This is a genomic window from Sphingomonas sp. S-NIH.Pt3_0716 (assembly GCF_003950715.1).
GTDB classification, from domain to species: Bacteria; Pseudomonadota; Alphaproteobacteria; order Sphingomonadales; family Sphingomonadaceae; genus Sphingobium; species Sphingobium yanoikuyae_A.
In genome coordinates, this window is the sequence record NZ_QLJK01000024.1 from 52,664 (window position 1) to 66,804 (window position 14,141).

15 protein-coding genes are annotated in these 14,141 nt (G+C 64.3%); all 15 read right to left on the bottom strand.

Annotated elements, in window-relative coordinates; genetic code table 11:
- Window positions 1-42: 42 nt before the first annotated feature.
- Window positions 43-483, bottom strand: a complete 441-nt coding sequence (locus BRX37_RS18665; protein ID WP_206434182.1) for a four-helix bundle copper-binding protein — start codon at window positions 481-483, stop codon at window positions 43-45.
- A gap of 14 nt (window positions 484-497) precedes the next feature.
- Window positions 498-941: a DUF1622 domain-containing protein gene (locus BRX37_RS18670; protein ID WP_004212663.1), complete on the bottom strand. Its 444-nt coding sequence runs from the start codon at window positions 939-941 to the stop codon at window positions 498-500.
- On the bottom strand, window positions 928-1,650 hold the full coding sequence (locus BRX37_RS18675; RefSeq protein WP_004212662.1) for a hypothetical protein: 723 nt from the start codon (window positions 1,648-1,650) through the stop codon (window positions 928-930). Before BRX37_RS18675 ends, BRX37_RS18670 begins: the two co-directional genes overlap by 14 nt.
- Window positions 1,647-2,375: a hypothetical protein gene (locus BRX37_RS18680; RefSeq protein WP_017503491.1), complete on the bottom strand. Its 729-nt coding sequence runs from the start codon at window positions 2,373-2,375 to the stop codon at window positions 1,647-1,649. The genes BRX37_RS18675 and BRX37_RS18680 overlap by 4 nt, the downstream gene beginning before the upstream one ends.
- Window positions 2,375-4,285, bottom strand: coding sequence for a 2Fe-2S iron-sulfur cluster-binding protein (locus BRX37_RS18685; protein WP_004213019.1), 1,911 nt, complete (start codon window positions 4,283-4,285; stop codon window positions 2,375-2,377). The genes BRX37_RS18680 and BRX37_RS18685 overlap by 1 nt, the downstream gene beginning before the upstream one ends.
- A 23-nt stretch (window positions 4,286-4,308) precedes the next feature.
- A complete protein-coding gene (locus BRX37_RS18690) occupies window positions 4,309-4,629 on the bottom strand; it encodes a hypothetical protein (RefSeq protein WP_009824017.1) in 321 nt (106 codons plus the stop codon).
- 60 nt (window positions 4,630-4,689) lie between these two features.
- Window positions 4,690-4,911, bottom strand: a complete 222-nt coding sequence (locus tag BRX37_RS18695; RefSeq protein WP_004212658.1) for a hypothetical protein — start codon at window positions 4,909-4,911, stop codon at window positions 4,690-4,692.
- Window positions 4,908-5,387 (bottom strand): heavy metal-responsive transcriptional regulator, encoded by a 480-nt coding sequence (locus BRX37_RS18700; RefSeq protein ID WP_004213016.1) that lies wholly within the window; start codon window positions 5,385-5,387, stop codon window positions 4,908-4,910. The genes BRX37_RS18695 and BRX37_RS18700 overlap by 4 nt, the downstream gene beginning before the upstream one ends.
- A 138-nt stretch (window positions 5,388-5,525) precedes the next feature.
- Window positions 5,526-5,885, bottom strand: a complete 360-nt coding sequence (locus BRX37_RS18705; RefSeq protein WP_009824018.1) for a hypothetical protein — start codon at window positions 5,883-5,885, stop codon at window positions 5,526-5,528.
- A 791-nt stretch (window positions 5,886-6,676) separates the two neighbouring features.
- Window positions 6,677-7,084, bottom strand: a complete 408-nt coding sequence (locus BRX37_RS27655) for a YgjV family protein (protein WP_009824019.1) — start codon at window positions 7,082-7,084, stop codon at window positions 6,677-6,679.
- Window positions 7,036-7,251 carry a YgjV family protein gene (locus tag BRX37_RS18715; RefSeq protein ID WP_017502291.1) on the bottom strand — a complete coding sequence of 72 codons (216 nt, stop codon included), beginning with the start codon at window positions 7,249-7,251 and terminating at the stop codon, window positions 7,036-7,038. Before BRX37_RS18715 ends, BRX37_RS27655 begins: the two co-directional genes overlap by 49 nt.
- Before the next feature lie 125 nt (window positions 7,252-7,376).
- On the bottom strand, window positions 7,377-7,769 hold the full coding sequence (locus tag BRX37_RS18720; protein WP_017502290.1) for a copper-binding protein: 393 nt from the start codon (window positions 7,767-7,769) through the stop codon (window positions 7,377-7,379).
- A gap of 11 nt (window positions 7,770-7,780) precedes the next feature.
- Window positions 7,781-10,921: an efflux RND transporter permease subunit gene (locus BRX37_RS18725; protein WP_017502289.1), complete on the bottom strand. Its 3,141-nt coding sequence runs from the start codon at window positions 10,919-10,921 to the stop codon at window positions 7,781-7,783.
- Window positions 10,918-12,411 (bottom strand): efflux RND transporter periplasmic adaptor subunit, encoded by a 1,494-nt coding sequence (locus BRX37_RS18730; protein ID WP_017502288.1) that lies wholly within the window; start codon window positions 12,409-12,411, stop codon window positions 10,918-10,920. Before BRX37_RS18730 ends, BRX37_RS18725 begins: the two co-directional genes overlap by 4 nt.
- Window positions 12,408-13,637: a TolC family protein gene (locus BRX37_RS18735; RefSeq protein ID WP_017502287.1), complete on the bottom strand. Its 1,230-nt coding sequence runs from the start codon at window positions 13,635-13,637 to the stop codon at window positions 12,408-12,410. Before BRX37_RS18735 ends, BRX37_RS18730 begins: the two co-directional genes overlap by 4 nt.
- Window positions 13,638-14,141 lie beyond the last annotated feature (504 nt).

The following is a 14,141-nucleotide window of genomic DNA, read 5'->3' on the forward strand; positions in this document are numbered from 1 at the left end:
GAGCTGCTTGACCTCACTACGCCTGGGCGCGTTCGAGGAAACTCAGCCCGCCATGTCCGCCATCATCCGACAGCTGGCGGCGCAGTCCTTGCAGGTAGCCGAGCAACGCTTCATCCGCTCGTCCACGACGTGGCTCAGGCATTCCCGCGCACATCGTTCGCAGGCGTCAGCGCAGGCGCGACACAGGATGGTATGGAGCGGGGATTCGCGCAGCATCGAGTTGGCGGTCGCCTGGCACAGTTCCGCACAGTCGTTCAGCATGGCGATCAGCGACGCCGTGGCTGACGCGCCGCCTTGCTTCGTCAGCCAGGCGGCGGTTTCCAGGCACATGCGGTGAGACGCCACGCAATCGTCGATGCAGTCCGTCATCGACATCGCCATCCCTTCCATTCGATGCTGCTGCGCCGCCGCCGGCGCAGCCAGCGTTCCGGCGGCGGCAAGGCCGGCGCCCGCCATCAGCAATTCGCGTCTCTCGATCATGATGCGCCTTCCATCTGCTATCGCTTGAGCGCTGTGCCGCATCCGGCGGCCTCAGCCGTAGCCGGCGACCCATCCGACGCCGCACGCGCCTTCTCCCGCGCCATCCGCGTTTCCTCCCAGGGCCAGTGGCCGTTGATCTCGACCCCGAGCGAGATGCTCAGGAAGGTCCGCACCAGCACAAGCCCGGCCAGCACGATGAGATCGTCGAGCGTCGGGTTGATCACCAGCGACTTGACGATGTCGCCGGCGACCAGAAATTCCAGGCCGAGCAGGATGCTGCGGCCGAGCGCCGATCGGAACGCGCTATAGGCCTCGGTTCGGTCGCCCGCCCTCGCCCGCCGCGCAAACAGAAAGGTTGCGAGCCCCGCGCCGACCAGGATGGTCAGCGTGCCCGCCAGTTCCAGGCCGATCACCGCGAGCCGGAAGAAGGCGCTCAGCCAGTCGGCCTCAATGGTGATCATACCAGCCTCGCTTGCGGATATTGTTGAAGCTGTCGGTAGCGTGACAGGCATAGCATTGGTCGACGCGCGCCTTCGACCCGGCTGCGCGCTGCGAGACCATGCTGAAATGCTCCATGAAGTGACTGGGCGGCGCCTTGTGGCACTCGGCGCACTGCGTCGAATTGACCGATGGATGGCGGTAATTGGCGATCTTCCAGCTGTCGGTCTTGTGACAGCTCGCGCAGTCGGTGCCGAACAGGCCCTGGTGCGGATCGCGGAACGCATGGCAGCTCGCGCAATTGAGCGCGGTCTCGGGGGTCAGGCTTCGAGTGTTTGTCGACATGCCCGCCAAAGGCTGCCGCCACTTTGCCATGTCGAGCAAGGCGGCGTGATCCATGCGGATGATGCCGCGCTCTCCCTCATGTTCGACGTGGCAGGAGGTGCACTGCGTCGCTTTCGCGTGGAACTGCGTCGACTGCTTCGTCCCGAAATCCGTGCCCGCATGGCAGGTGAGACAGGTCCGGGTTTCGACGCCCTTGCCCGGCGTGTGGCAGGCCGTGCATTGGCCGGCGAAGGACTGGTGGGCGCTCGAGAGCGGGCCGGGCGCTACGAGCTGCGCCACCAGGCCGGCATCCCTCGGCGCGTCCGATCGCATCCGGATCGCGACCGCGGCGACCATCACCAGCAGGGCCGCGATGAAGACGGCGTAGGAAAGACGCTGCCAGCTCATAGCCAGCGCAGCCCGTAATAGATCGCCGCGCCGACGTGGAGCGCGAGCAGCGCGAAGATGAGACAGCCCAGCAGGATGTGCAGGAACCGCCATCGCGCGAACAGGGTGTTGGTCGCCTCTTCGGCGCGGATCGCGAATTCGGTATCGGCCAGCGCCGCGGCGATCCCCGCCTTGTCCTGGGGGTGCTGGCCCGCGGGCGCATCCCCGGCGACGAACAGATAGCGCCTCCAGCCCGACAGCGGCGCGGCTGCGGTATCGGCCTGCGTCGGCGCGGCCGGCTCCTCGAGGAAGGCGGCGCGAAGCGAAGCCAGTTCCGACCTGCGTCCGCGCAGCGCCCGACCAAGCTGGGCAAGCAGGTAGCGGCCGATGAAGCCGGTGATGACCGTCATCAGCAGAAGGATGGTCAGAAGCAGTCCGACCGGGCTTTCGAGCTTGTGCGCGGCGTGGACCAGACCCAGGATCGGCGCCAGCACGCCGGCATAGATGTGGATGGCGAGCAGGGTCGGCTTGCTGACGAGCCGGGAGAGCGCCTTGTCGACCCAGGCGATATGCTTGGCCGCGACATAGGGAAGCGTCAGCAGCATCAGCACGAGCGCTGCGATCCCGATGATCCCGCCGGCCAGGCTGCCCGGAAAGCGCGGTGACACATGCACGAGGTAGCCGAACGGGAACAGCAGCAGGAACGCGACCAGCAGGCCGACGGCGATGTCGCTGCGTTCGCGCATCAGGCTTCGACCACGAGCGGCGTGCCCGTGCCCTTCGCCTGGCACGCGAGCACATAGCCCTGCGCCTTGTCGGCGGGCGCGAGGCCGGACTCGACCTCCATCGTCACCTCGCCTTGCAGCAGCTTGACGACGCAGGCGCCGCATGTGCCCGCACGGCAGGCATAGGGGATCTCGACGCCCGCGCCCTCGGCCGCCTCGAGCACGGTCTCGTCCGCGGGCAAAGCCGCCGACACCCCCGACACGGAGAAGGTCACCGTGCTCGGTGCCACCTCGGCGCTCGGGGCCGGCTTAGCTGCTGGCGCGGGCGCGGGCTTGACCTCGAGATCCTCGTGGTCGGCCGGCAGCGAGGCCGGACCGAACGCCTCGGTGTGCAGCTGCGCTTCGGGGACGCCGAGTTCCGCCAGCACGCCGCGCATCGCGCCCATCATCGCCGGCGGGCCGCACATATGGATCCGCCGGCTCGCGATCTCCGGCACCGCGGCCAGGATCATCTCGCGGGTGATCGGCCCTTCGGGGCCCATCCAGACGGTGCCGGGCGCGCGCTGCATCGCGGCGACGACATGGAGGTTGGGAAAACGGCGTTCGAGCCGTTCGAGCTCGTCGCGGAACACGAATTCCTCGGTCGACCGTGCGCCGTAGAAGAAGAAGATATCACCCTTCCACGCGGTGTCGGTGAGATAGCGCAGCACCGACATCATCGGGGTGATGCCGACCCCGCCCGCGATCAGCACGATGCTCTGGGCATCCGTTCCCGTGAAGGTGAAGGCGCCGAACGGTCCGCTGACCTTCAGCAGATCGTCGGCGACGACCTTGTCGTGCAGGTATCGCGAGACCACGCCCTGCTCCTCGCGCTTGACCGTCAGTTCGACATAGGCCCGCTGGGTCGGCGAAGAGGCGATCGTGTAGGAACGGCGCGCGGTCTTGCCCGCTTCGGGCTCTACCTCGACCTGCAGGAACTGGCCCGGCAGGAAGTCGAACGGCAGCCGGTCGGCGGCCGGGTCCGCGAGCCGGAAGGTCAGCACGCTCGGCGTCTCTCGCACGATCTGGACCACGCGCAGCTGCCCCGCCCAGCTTTTGGGCTTGCGCAGCGAAGCTCCCGCGGGCGCGGCCGCATTGCTCGAGGCGAGCCCGGCGCTGCCGGCAACGGGGGCAGGTGCGGGCGCGAACTTCGCAGCGGGCGGGACAGCCTTCGGCTCCGGCTTTTCCGAGGTCTTGGCGGTGGCGACACCGCCGGCGATCGCCCCGATCCGCCGGAGGCGGAAGATCTGCAGCGCGATCAGCGTGGCGCTCACCAGCCCCAGGAAGAGCATGAGAAGGAGGTGTGAGGGCGAGATGCCGAACCAGTGGTCGGCATGGCCGGGCGCGGCCTGGTCGATGTCGAGCTGATCGCGCAGCCAGGCAAGCCCGACCTCCCGGGGCGGCTGCAAGCCGCCGATCGCGCCCTGCGCGGCGGTGCCGGACCGGAACAGGTCGGTTCCCTCGCGCAGGCGGCGCGCCGCATCGAGCCGGGCCGAGACCGTGGTTGCACGCGCGCCGTCGGCCGAGGCGGCGTTGATCATCGCTAGGCCCGTGCTTACCCGTTCGCCAGCCTGCGCAGCGACCCGCTGCCTTGCCGCTTCGTCGAGCGCGGGAAAGGCGAGCAGTTGCGAGATGAAGCCGGTCCGGCGCGATTCGTGGCCGTGCTCATTCTCCCCTTCCCCATTGATCATGCGATCCATCATGGGGTTCATCATCTTCGCCATGTCCGACGACCCCGACGATGCCGGTGCGGACATGCCCCCGCCGGCCGGCATGCCTGCGCCATGATGCGCGGCATGATCCTCGCCCTCCTGCGCGCCCGCGCCCGCGGACAGGCTGAGAGCGATTGCGCAGCCGAGGCTCAAGCGTCGAAGGCTGATCCGCCTGGACATCCTCATCCCCTTTTTCAGCGCGCTTACATATCCTTCATCGGCATCGCCGAATTGCCCGGCGCGGGATCGGGTGCCGGCGCGGTCTGGTTGCCGGCCCCGGCGCGCATCGCGTCATGGTCCATCGCCTGACGGTGATGCCGCTCCATCTCGGCCTGGTTGCTCATCGCGTCCATCGACGCCGCGTCTGCAGCGTTGCCGCTGTCGGTCAGGACCGGGGTGGCGGCGACGCTGTTCGCCGCGGGCGGCACCGTCTGGTCGGCCTGGCGGTCGCAGCCCGAAAGCGCGAGCGCCAGCAACAGGCTTCCGCCGACAAGCGGAAGGGCTTTTTTCGCATGGTCGATCATAGCTTGCTCCTTGGCTTGAAAACTGTGGTCCCGGGCGCCGGGGATGGCGCCCGGACCGGCTCATTGCGCGCTGCGCAGGATCTGAAGGCACCGGTCGTGCGAGAGGTTCATCGGGTTGCGCCCCTGCCCCTTCATCTCGCCATGATCATGCGGCGTCTGGAGACCCATATTGCCCTCCATCGCCCGGCAACTCTCGACCTGCGCCGAGGTCGGCCGCGTGGTTACACAGGCGCCTAGAAGCAGCGCCGGCGTGAGGACGGCGATCAAACGCATTTTCTTCATGACAAAAGCCCTTTCGCTAGTGATGATCGTTCGTCCTGCGCTGCCTGATGTTTCTTGTTATGCTGTTGGTCTTTCCGCCGCGCCGTCAGGAAGGCGAGGATCGGGCAATCGGAGACGGGCACTTCGCCCGGGCATTCGTCGGCGAGCATCCGCAGCATGTCGCGGATATCCGACAGGCGCTCGAGCCGGGCTTCGGCGTCCGCGATCTTGGCAAGCGTGATATCGAGCACGGCCTGGGCATGCGCGGTGTCCGACGCCCTGAGCGCCAGCAGCTGCCGGGCCTGTTCGAGTGTGAAACCAAGCTCCTGCGCCGAGCGGATGAAATTGACGCGCTCGAGGTCGGTCGCGTCGTAGAGCCTGTAGCCCGCTGCCGTGCGCGCGGGTTCGCGCAGCAAACCCATCCGCTCATAATAGCGGATCGTGTCGCGGCCCACGCCCGCAGCGGCGGCCAGTTCGCCGATCTTGAAATTGCCCATGTCATCCGCTCGATCATCATGCCGGTTGTGTCCAGGGTCAAGCGGTTCGCTTTGACCCCGAACGGTCCGTTGCCGCCGGCAGCCCGCTGCCCCGACGTCTCGCATCCGGGCAGCTTGTGCCGGCGGGCCACCGGCTCGTCAGTTCTTGCGAAGCTCGACGATGTCGTGCTTGGCAGGCGTACCGTCGGCGACGGACACGTGCGCGAAGTGATCATCGAAGATATGATCGATCGTCACATGGCCGATGAGCTGGCGGTGATAAGTCGGCGCCACGCCTTTGGACGGACCCGGATGGGTCACGACGCGATAGACCTCGAGCTTCTGGCCGACCTCGGCGCCATCGGCCTTTCCGATGCAGACGACCGTGCCGTTGCTGCCCGTGTCGACGATCGAACCGCGCATGAACCAGGTGTGGCCGATACCTTGCGCGAATAGCGGAGAGGCGCCGAGCATCGAGATTCCGGCCAGCGCCACCATGATGGACTTCTTCATCATCATCTTGACTCCTTGAGTGAGCGTTGAGAACTGCTGCTCGATTTCTCGAGGGGAAGATTTTGTTTCTTCGCCCACAGGACTATGGTCCCGGGTCCAAGCTCGGTATACGTAGTGTTCGCAGCCGAAGTTTTTCGGGCAAGGTGTCTGAAGGCCGGGCTTACTCGTACGTAACGATCCAGGGCACGACTTTCGTGTTTATGAAACGTAGTCTGGAACCAGGCCTTAACCCCTGAGGACAAGCGCTTTACGTCCAGCTGGCCGCGCAAAACGGCTACGTTGGCGATAGAAGAAGGTCGTCGAAGGTTCGTCCGACGAATTTACGCTTCGCTATCTCCCTCGTATCTCACGAGCAATTCCTTGCGGGCTGCCATTTCGGTCGCAACAGATGCCACCCGGGCAGGCGGAGCAGGCGGTGCCTGCAGCTCCGGAGAAAGCGCCTTTCCAGCCTACTCCAGTGCTCCCTGCCGCACCCCTAAGCCCCGCCATCATCAACGGGAGCGAAAGACTGTGGCGGCCTTTCCGGAATCCACCAGACCTGGCAAAGGCCCCACTCTGCTGACAATTTCATTTCGACCTCGACCGGAACTGATGGCATCTAGGCATGGCCCCAGCCAAGTCAGGCGGCGGCCAGGGGCTACGCGTAGCGCGACCGGTCCCGGGATCGATCCCGATCAACAACATCCGGAACGCCTTCGGCGTCCTCGTTGAAATCGCGAATTGCGGCGCGGCGCCATCCGCTGTTTTGCTCACTTCCGGAAGGAGCCACCCTCATTCCATCGTCGCGCGAAACTCTGTCATCCGGTCCGCTTCAAACGCGTTGGTGCCGGGATGAATGTGCTGATCAGCGTATTCCAAACAGAGATCGACAACAAAGGATTTCGATTCCGGACAACGAACTTCATCAGGTTCGCGAGGTTCGAGACCAAGGATACCAAATCAGTGCCCAAGGCGAACAAAGCTCCGACCATCATATTGTGGACGAGCCAGAATGGGGCCCCTACGAGAAAAAGGCCTTTCATCCGCGTAGTCGAGGTTTGGAGCCGTGCGAAGCTGCCCAACGAACTGCCCGTGAACGCCAGAGCTGAGGGGAGACCGTGCCAGGTCACAACCGACAGAAAAGCCATCAAAATCAGACTAGCGCCGTAAAGCCTCGTCACCACATAGCGATCACGCACTGACGCGGAAATGCGAGCTGCGAACATGAAATGAGGCACGCTATCGCCGCAGTGGGTGAGCCGAGCATCAAAAAATAGAGCGCGAAGGCGGCAGCACCCGCGCTCTGGATTTTCACCGCGGTTCGATAGTCGTCGAAAAACGGCCAGCTAATGACGCACAAAAGCGCGACGCAGCCGAACGCGGTGGCAATCATGATTGCCGCCACCCGGTTGTTTCGCTCAAGACCTGCGTTTCGCGCCCAGCTCTATCTTTCTTCATAGTGCAAGCGTGAACGAACAAGGTTAATTACGATTTAAGAACGCCCGTAGTAGCGCGGATTTACGGCTGCTTTTGGATCGCCGTTACCTCGCCGGCGTTGCCCGTCAACATAAGGTCAAAATCGACCTTATCGCCAACCTTCACTGCATCTGTGATCGCCGGGGCAGCCTTGAACGCCATTGTCATTGCCGGCCATTTGGCTTCGGGGATGGCGCCATGATCGAGTGTGATCGTGCCCGCAGACTTGTCGATCGCGGTGACCGTGCCGTGTCCCTTCACCTTGATTGCAGTGGCAGCCGACGGCTCCATCGCCATATTTGCCATGTTGCCGCTCATAGCGGCGGCGGGTTCTGCCTTGTTGGTCTCGACCGCAACGGGCGGTTCGGCTTTTTTCCCGCAAGCGACGGTCAGTGCCGCGAGGCCGAGGGCAAAGGTCAGTCGTCCGTAGTTCATGGTCTTCTCCTTTATAATGAAACGTGTTGGTCATTGGGCTTCATCTTCGGCCGCCGAAGCAGCAGATAGGCGGCAGGCAGGACGAACATCGACAACAGCGGCGCGGTCAGCATGCCGCCTATCATCGGCGCGGCGATCCGGCTCATGACTTCGGATCCGGCGCCCGATCCCAGCAGGATCGGCAAGAGGGCAGCGAGGATCACGGCGACCGTCATCGCCTTGGGCCGAACGCGGAGCAGTGCGCCTTCGCGCACTGCCGTCTCGACCTCGGCGACATCCGGATCGGTGCGCTCTTCCAAGGCGTTCTTCAGGTAGATCAGCATCACGACGCCGAATTCGGCGGAGACGCCAGCGAGCGCGATGAAACCTACCCCGGTGGCGACCGACTGGTTGAAGCCGAGCAGATAGAGGATCCAGATGCCGCCGGTGAGCGCGAACGGCAACGTCCCCATGATCAAAGCTGCTTCATCGAACCGCCCGAAGATCATGTAGAGCAGCACGAAGATGATCAGCAGCGTCGCCGGCACGACGAGCTTCAATTTGGCAACGGCACGCTGGAGATATTCGAACTGTCCCGAATAGGCGACGCTAACCCCTGGCGAGAGCGTCACCTGTCTTGCGATCGCATGCTGCAGGTCACTCACGACCGACGCAAGGTCGCGTCCGCGCACGTCGACATAGACCCAGGTCGATGGGCGGGCGTTTTCGGTCTTGAGCATCGGGGGCCCCTCAGCGATCGAGACGCGCGCAATGGTGCCGAGCGTGATCTGCTGTCCGGACGGGGTCAGGACCGGCAGCATCCGTATTCCGTCAAGACTGTCGCGTAGCTCCCGCGGATAGCGGACGCTGATCGGATACCGTGCCAGCCCCTCGACCGTCTCGCCGATCGTCTCGCCGCCGATCGCGCCAGAGACGATCCGCTGCACGTCCGTAATATTGAGCCCAAATCGGGCGGCAGCGGCCCGATCGACATCGACATCGACATAGCGCCCGCCCGTCAAGCGCTCTGCGAGCGCCGAACTGACCCCAGGCACGGTTTTCGCAACTGTCTCGACATCGTGCGCGATGCGGTCGAGCTCAGCGAGGTCAGCACCCGACACCTTGACCCCGATCGGGCTCTTGATGCCGGTCGCCAGCATGTCGATCCGGTTGCGAATGGGCGGCACCCACACATTGGCGAGGCCGGGCAGTTTTACCGTTCGATCAAGCTCCTCGACCAGCTTGTCCGGAGTCATGCCCGGTCGCCATTGGTCGCGAGGTTTGAACTGGATCGTCGTCTCGAACATCTCAAGCGGCGCAGGATCGGTGGCAGTCTCGGCGCGGCCGGCCTTGCCGAACACGCTCTCGACCTCGGGCACGGTCTTGATCAGGCGGTCGGTCTGCTGGAGCAGGTCCGACGCCTTCGCCGCCGAGAGACCCGGCAGCGCCGAGGGCATGTAGAGCAGATCACCCTCCTCCATCTTCGGCATGAACTCGCCGCCAAGCTGGGTGAGCGGCCAGGCGGTTGTTGCAAAAGCGAGCGCCGCGATCAGCAGTACGGTCCTTGGCCGCCGCATCGTCCAGTCGAGCGCGGGCCGGTAGATGTTCGTCAGCCAGCGATTGACCGGGTTGGACTGCTCGGGCGGAATCTTGCCCCGGATCAGCAAACCCATGAGCACCGGCACCAGGGTCACCGACAGGATCGCCGCCGACGCCATCGCATAGGTCTTGGTGAAAGCGAGCGGTGCGAACAGCCGTCCTTCCTGTCCTTCCAGCGTGAACACCGGAATGAACGACAGGGTGATGATCAGAAGGCTGAAGAACAGCGCTGGCCCAACTTCGGCTGCCGCTTCGGTGATGACGGTCCATCGGGTATCCCCCTCGAGATGTTCGTCCGGGTGATCCTCCTCCCATCGCTCGATTTTCTTATGGGCATTCTCGATCATGACGACCGCGGCATCGACCATCGCGCCGATGGCGATCGCGATGCCGCCCAACGACATGATGTTGGCATTGACCCCCTGGAAACGCATGACGACGAAGGCTGCCAGCACACCAAGCGGAAGCGTGAGAATTGCAACGAGCGCCGAACGGACATGCCAAAGGAAGAGCCCGCAGACGATCGCAACGACTATGAATTCCTCGACCAGCTTGTGGGTCAGATTCTCAACGGCGCGGTCGATGAGCTGCGAGCGATCATAGACCGTAACCACATCGACGCCGGGTGGCAGGCCCTTCTTGAGCTCTGCGAGCTTGTCCTTGACCGCCGCGATTGTCTCGCGCGCATTCTTGCCCGAGCGCAGGATCACAACGCCGCCCGCGACCTCGCCCTCACCGTTCAGTTCGGCAATCCCGCGCCGCATCTCGGGGCCGGCCTGGATCGTGGCAACGTCGCCCAGTCGCACCGGCACACCGCCGGCTGCGGTCCTTAAGGGAATGGCGCGGAAATCGTCGAGCGTCTTCAGATAGCCGGAGACACGGACCATATATTCGGCCTCGGCCATCTCCAGTACCGAGCCGCCGCTCTCCTGATTGGCCTTCTGAATGGCATCGACCGTCTGGGCGTGGGTCACGCCGTAGGCGGCGAGCTTCACCGGATCGAGCAGCACCTGATATTGCTTCACCATGCCGCCAATGCTGGCGACCTCTGCGACCCCCGTTACCGTTTTCAGCTCGTAGCGCAGGAACCAGTCCTGAAGCCCGCGAAGCTGCGAGAGATCGTGGCGGCCAGTGCGATCGACCAGCGCATATTCATAGACCCAGCCCACCCCGGTCGCATCCGGCCCCAGCGCGCTGCGGGCGCTGGCCGGCAGCCGGCCTTGTACCTGGTTGAGATATTCGAGCACGCGGCTGCGCGCCCAATAGAGATCGGTGCCGTCCTCGAAGATCACATAGACAAAGCTGTCGCCGAAGAAGGAATAGCCGCGGACGGTCTTTGCGCCGGGCACAGAGAGCATTGTGGTGGTGAGCGGATAAGTGACTTGGTTCTCGACGATCTGCGGCGCCTGCCCGGGATAGGAGGTGCGGATGATCACCTGCGTGTCCGAGAGATCGGGCAACGCATCGATCGCGGTCGATCGCACCGCCCAGACGCCCACGCCGATCAGCGTCAGCACCCCGATCATGACGAAGAAGCGGTTTCTGACTGACCAGCGGATGAGATGGGCGATCACTGGCCCATTACCTTCGCCATGCGTCGCACGGTTGGTCCACTCGGTGGTTGATCGAACCCGAACCGGACCCGGTCGCCCGTCTTTAAGCCGCGCGCGACTTTCGGGTCTGTGAGCTGAAACGTCATCGTCATCGCTGGCCAGCCAATGGCTGGCACGGCTTGATGGCTCAGCGTCACCGACTGGGCGGTGATCTTTTCGATCGTACCGACGGTCTCATAGACTGCGCCGGTCGGCATAGGTTTGGCAGGACTCTTTGGCATGTCAGCACCGATCGGCCGTGCTTCCACGCCCGAGAGGCTTGCTTCGGAATCGATCAGGAACTGACCCGAAGCGACGATCTTTTCGCCTTCGCTCAGGCCCGCCAGAATCTCCGTATCATCGCCAGCTTCCCTCCCAGTTTGCACCTCGGCAGGGCGGTAGCGCCCCTTGTCGAGCGCGAGCATGACCAACGTGCGCTTGCCAGTGCGGATCAGGGCTTCGGACGGCACCAGCAACGCCGGCTGCGCGCTCCCGCCAAACGAGACGGTCGCAAACATGCCGGGACGCAGTCGCCCGCCGCGATTGGGCAGCTCGATCCGAACGGTGAGTGTGCGGCTGTCGGCCTGTGTCTCGGGGAGGATCGCCGAAACGCGCCCGGAGATGGTTTCGCCGGGGAAGGCTGCAAGCGCGGCTCGCACCGCTTGTCCAGGCTTCAAGGGACCGGCGACCGCTTCCGGCACGGCGGCATTCAACCAGACCGTGCCGAGCCCGTTGACCTCGGCAAGCGTCTGGCCTGCCATCAAGGTCATGCCGCCCCGCACGTTCAACGTCTTGATCACGCCGCCCGTGGGCGTGGAGATGGTGATCACATTATGCGGTCGTCCGGTTTGCTCGACCGATGCGATCGTGCCGGAGGGCATGCCGAGCAGCATGAGCCGTTGACGCGCGGCCTGGATCAGAGCGGCGTTGCCGGTGCGGCGGACCGCCAGAAACTCGGTCTGTGCGCCGCCCCATTCCGGCACCAGAACATCGGCAAGCGGCGCGCCTGCACCGATCACATCACCAGGTGCGCGGCCATAGACACGGGAAACGAAGCCGCCTGCACGCGCCTGAACGATCGCAACGTCGCGCTGGTTGAAGTCGATCGTGCCGGTGGCGGTGAGACTGCTCGCCAATTCGCCGCGCCGCACAGCCACCGTTCGCATCCCGAGCGCCTGGGAGGCGGACGGGTCGATCGATATTCCCGGCTGTGCCGCGCTTGCCCCCACCTCATCCGCATAGCGCGGGATTGTTTGCATTCCCATCGACGACAGGCCTGGACCGTCATGATGCTCAGCGGGGATCATCGGGTCATACCAATAGAGGATCTTGCGTGCCGGCGGTTTGGCGGCCGTAGCGTCGGGTGATCCTCCTCTCCATTCAGAGATGGTGAAACCGACCCCGCCAGCGGCGACCGCGAGCAGCGCCGCGGCACCGAAAAGGCCGCCCCGAGGGATTGTGAAATGGCTCATTGCGATTCGCTCCGATACGTAAGGTTCAGTCGAACACCGTCAGCAGCGACAAGGGCTTCACGGTCGAGAGTGTTGAGGGTGACGTCGGCAAGGGCCGCATAGGCATCCGCGATATCGACAAGATTGGCGCGACCTGCCCCGTAGCTTGCCGTCTCCAACGTCACCCGCTGCTCGGCGAGTGGCAGCAATGTGTCCCGCGCGCGCAGCCACTGTTCATGATGCATGATATGGTCCGCAAGATCGGTTTCGAGATCAGCGGCCAGCGCCCGCAGGGCCGCGTCGCGTTCGGCCAGGATGCGTCCGGCATTCTCCTGGGCCGCCGCAATGCCCGCATTCTGTCGACTGCGGGTAAAGAAGGGCAGACTGACCGTCACACCGGCTGACACATAATCTCCAAAACGAGGGTCGCGGCGTTGATAGGCAAGGTTCACCCCGAAGTCGGAACGGCGGTTGGCATCGGCCATACGCACATCGGCCATTGCCTGACCGGACTGGGCGTCGATCATTGCCATGGTGGGAAGGCGATCCAGGCCAGCGCGCAGTTCGGCCCCATCGACAGGGAAGTCGGGAATAGATCCGGCAATTTCAGGCGCCGGGTCACCCGTCCATCGCGTCAGAGCAGCCCGTGCCCGCGCTATGTTTGAGACCAGTTCGCTGCGACGATCTTCTAATGAGGCGATAGCCTGTCGGCCGGCAAGAGTCTGCGCAGGCCGGGCATTGCCCGACGCGACGGCACTGGGCGTTGTCCGCACCACGCGCTCCAGACGGGCTAGAAGATCATCAAGCGCGGTCAGCCGGCGCTCGGCATAGGCAAGGTTGATCCAGGCAAGCGCAGTGCCGACCTCAACCGAACGCGCCTCAAATGCGGTGTCGGCATCTGCAGCCTTGATATCGCTGTCAGCGCGGGCGCGTTGCGCACGGCGCTTGGCGAGGTTGGGAATATCCTGGGACACGCCCACCCGCGCCATCGTGAAATTGTCCTGCCCGGGAGCAAACGCCAATGGCCCCGAGATCGGGAAACTGTCGAGCCCAACGGCCAGAGTCGGATCAGGTAGCGATCCGGCGCCGCCACGAGCGGAACGAGCGGCCTCGGCGGCGAGCGCCTTGGCCTTGATCGACGGCGCTTCCTGCCGCGCGCGCTGGAGCGCAGCGTCGAAAGTGAGGGGACCAGCGAATGCAACGCCGGGGATCGCCGCGAGCAGCGGCAGACAAACAAACAATCGCATGGAAAACTCCTGATCGGAGGATCAGGCCGGCGTCGCGCACTCTGGCAGGCATGTCAGTGGCGGCGGGATGGGGGCAATCCCGCCGCCACTGCTGGCCTGGCCGTCTATGCGACCTTACACGGCCAGAGGCTGTGCCTAGCCGGCCGAGGGAGCCGACGAAGGCGATGCCATGCTATGCATCTCCTTCATGCAGTCCGCCGCGCTCATCTTCATCATGTCGCAGTTGCAGTTCGCCATCTGCGGAGCATCGGGCACCCAGACGCGACGGGGGCTCATAGATGGCGCACGCGGGCCATAGTTTGGCGATTAACGCCATTCATAATGGCCAGACTGCGAGTTTGTGTTGGGTTCGCCGGCGAAAGCGGCAACGGGAGCGGCAAGCGCAATGCCCAGCAGGGCATAGAAAACACGGTTCTTCATGACTGTAATCCTTGGGCAAAATATCGTGGTAGCCGCGGGTCAGACAGGATTTTCAGATGCGCGATAGACGCAAGAATCCTGTCT

What these genes read in the sequence shown, in the direction of transcription:
- BRX37_RS18680 (WP_017503491.1), bottom strand. Translation starts at nt 2,375, where the DNA reads ATGCGCGAACGCAGCGACATCGCCGTCGGCCTGCTGGTCGCGTTCCTG.
- BRX37_RS18705 (WP_009824018.1), bottom strand. Translation starts at nt 5,885, where the DNA reads ATGATGATGAAGAAGTCCATCATGGTGGCGCTGGCCGGAATCTCGATG.
- BRX37_RS18690 (WP_009824017.1), bottom strand. Translation starts at nt 4,629, where the DNA reads ATGATCGACCATGCGAAAAAAGCCCTTCCGCTTGTCGGCGGAAGCCTG.
- BRX37_RS18675 (WP_004212662.1), bottom strand. Translation starts at nt 1,650, where the DNA reads ATGAGCTGGCAGCGTCTTTCCTACGCCGTCTTCATCGCGGCCCTGCTG.
- BRX37_RS18720 (WP_017502290.1), bottom strand. Translation starts at nt 7,769, where the DNA reads ATGAACTACGGACGACTGACCTTTGCCCTCGGCCTCGCGGCACTGACC.
- BRX37_RS18695 (WP_004212658.1), bottom strand. Translation starts at nt 4,911, where the DNA reads ATGAAGAAAATGCGTTTGATCGCCGTCCTCACGCCGGCGCTGCTTCTA.
- BRX37_RS18670 (WP_004212663.1), bottom strand. Translation starts at nt 941, where the DNA reads ATGATCACCATTGAGGCCGACTGGCTGAGCGCCTTCTTCCGGCTCGCG.
- BRX37_RS18715 (WP_017502291.1), bottom strand. Translation starts at nt 7,251, where the DNA reads ATGATTGCCACCGCGTTCGGCTGCGTCGCGCTTTTGTGCGTCATTAGC.
- BRX37_RS27655 (WP_009824019.1), bottom strand. Translation starts at nt 7,084, where the DNA reads ATGTTCGCAGCTCGCATTTCCGCGTCAGTGCGTGATCGCTATGTGGTG.
- BRX37_RS18735 (WP_017502287.1), bottom strand. Translation starts at nt 13,637, where the DNA reads ATGCGATTGTTTGTTTGTCTGCCGCTGCTCGCGGCGATCCCCGGCGTT.
- BRX37_RS18700 (WP_004213016.1), bottom strand. Translation starts at nt 5,387, where the DNA reads ATGGGCAATTTCAAGATCGGCGAACTGGCCGCCGCTGCGGGCGTGGGC.
- BRX37_RS18685 (WP_004213019.1), bottom strand. Translation starts at nt 4,285, where the DNA reads ATGTCCAGGCGGATCAGCCTTCGACGCTTGAGCCTCGGCTGCGCAATC.
- BRX37_RS18730 (WP_017502288.1), bottom strand. Translation starts at nt 12,411, where the DNA reads ATGAGCCATTTCACAATCCCTCGGGGCGGCCTTTTCGGTGCCGCGGCG.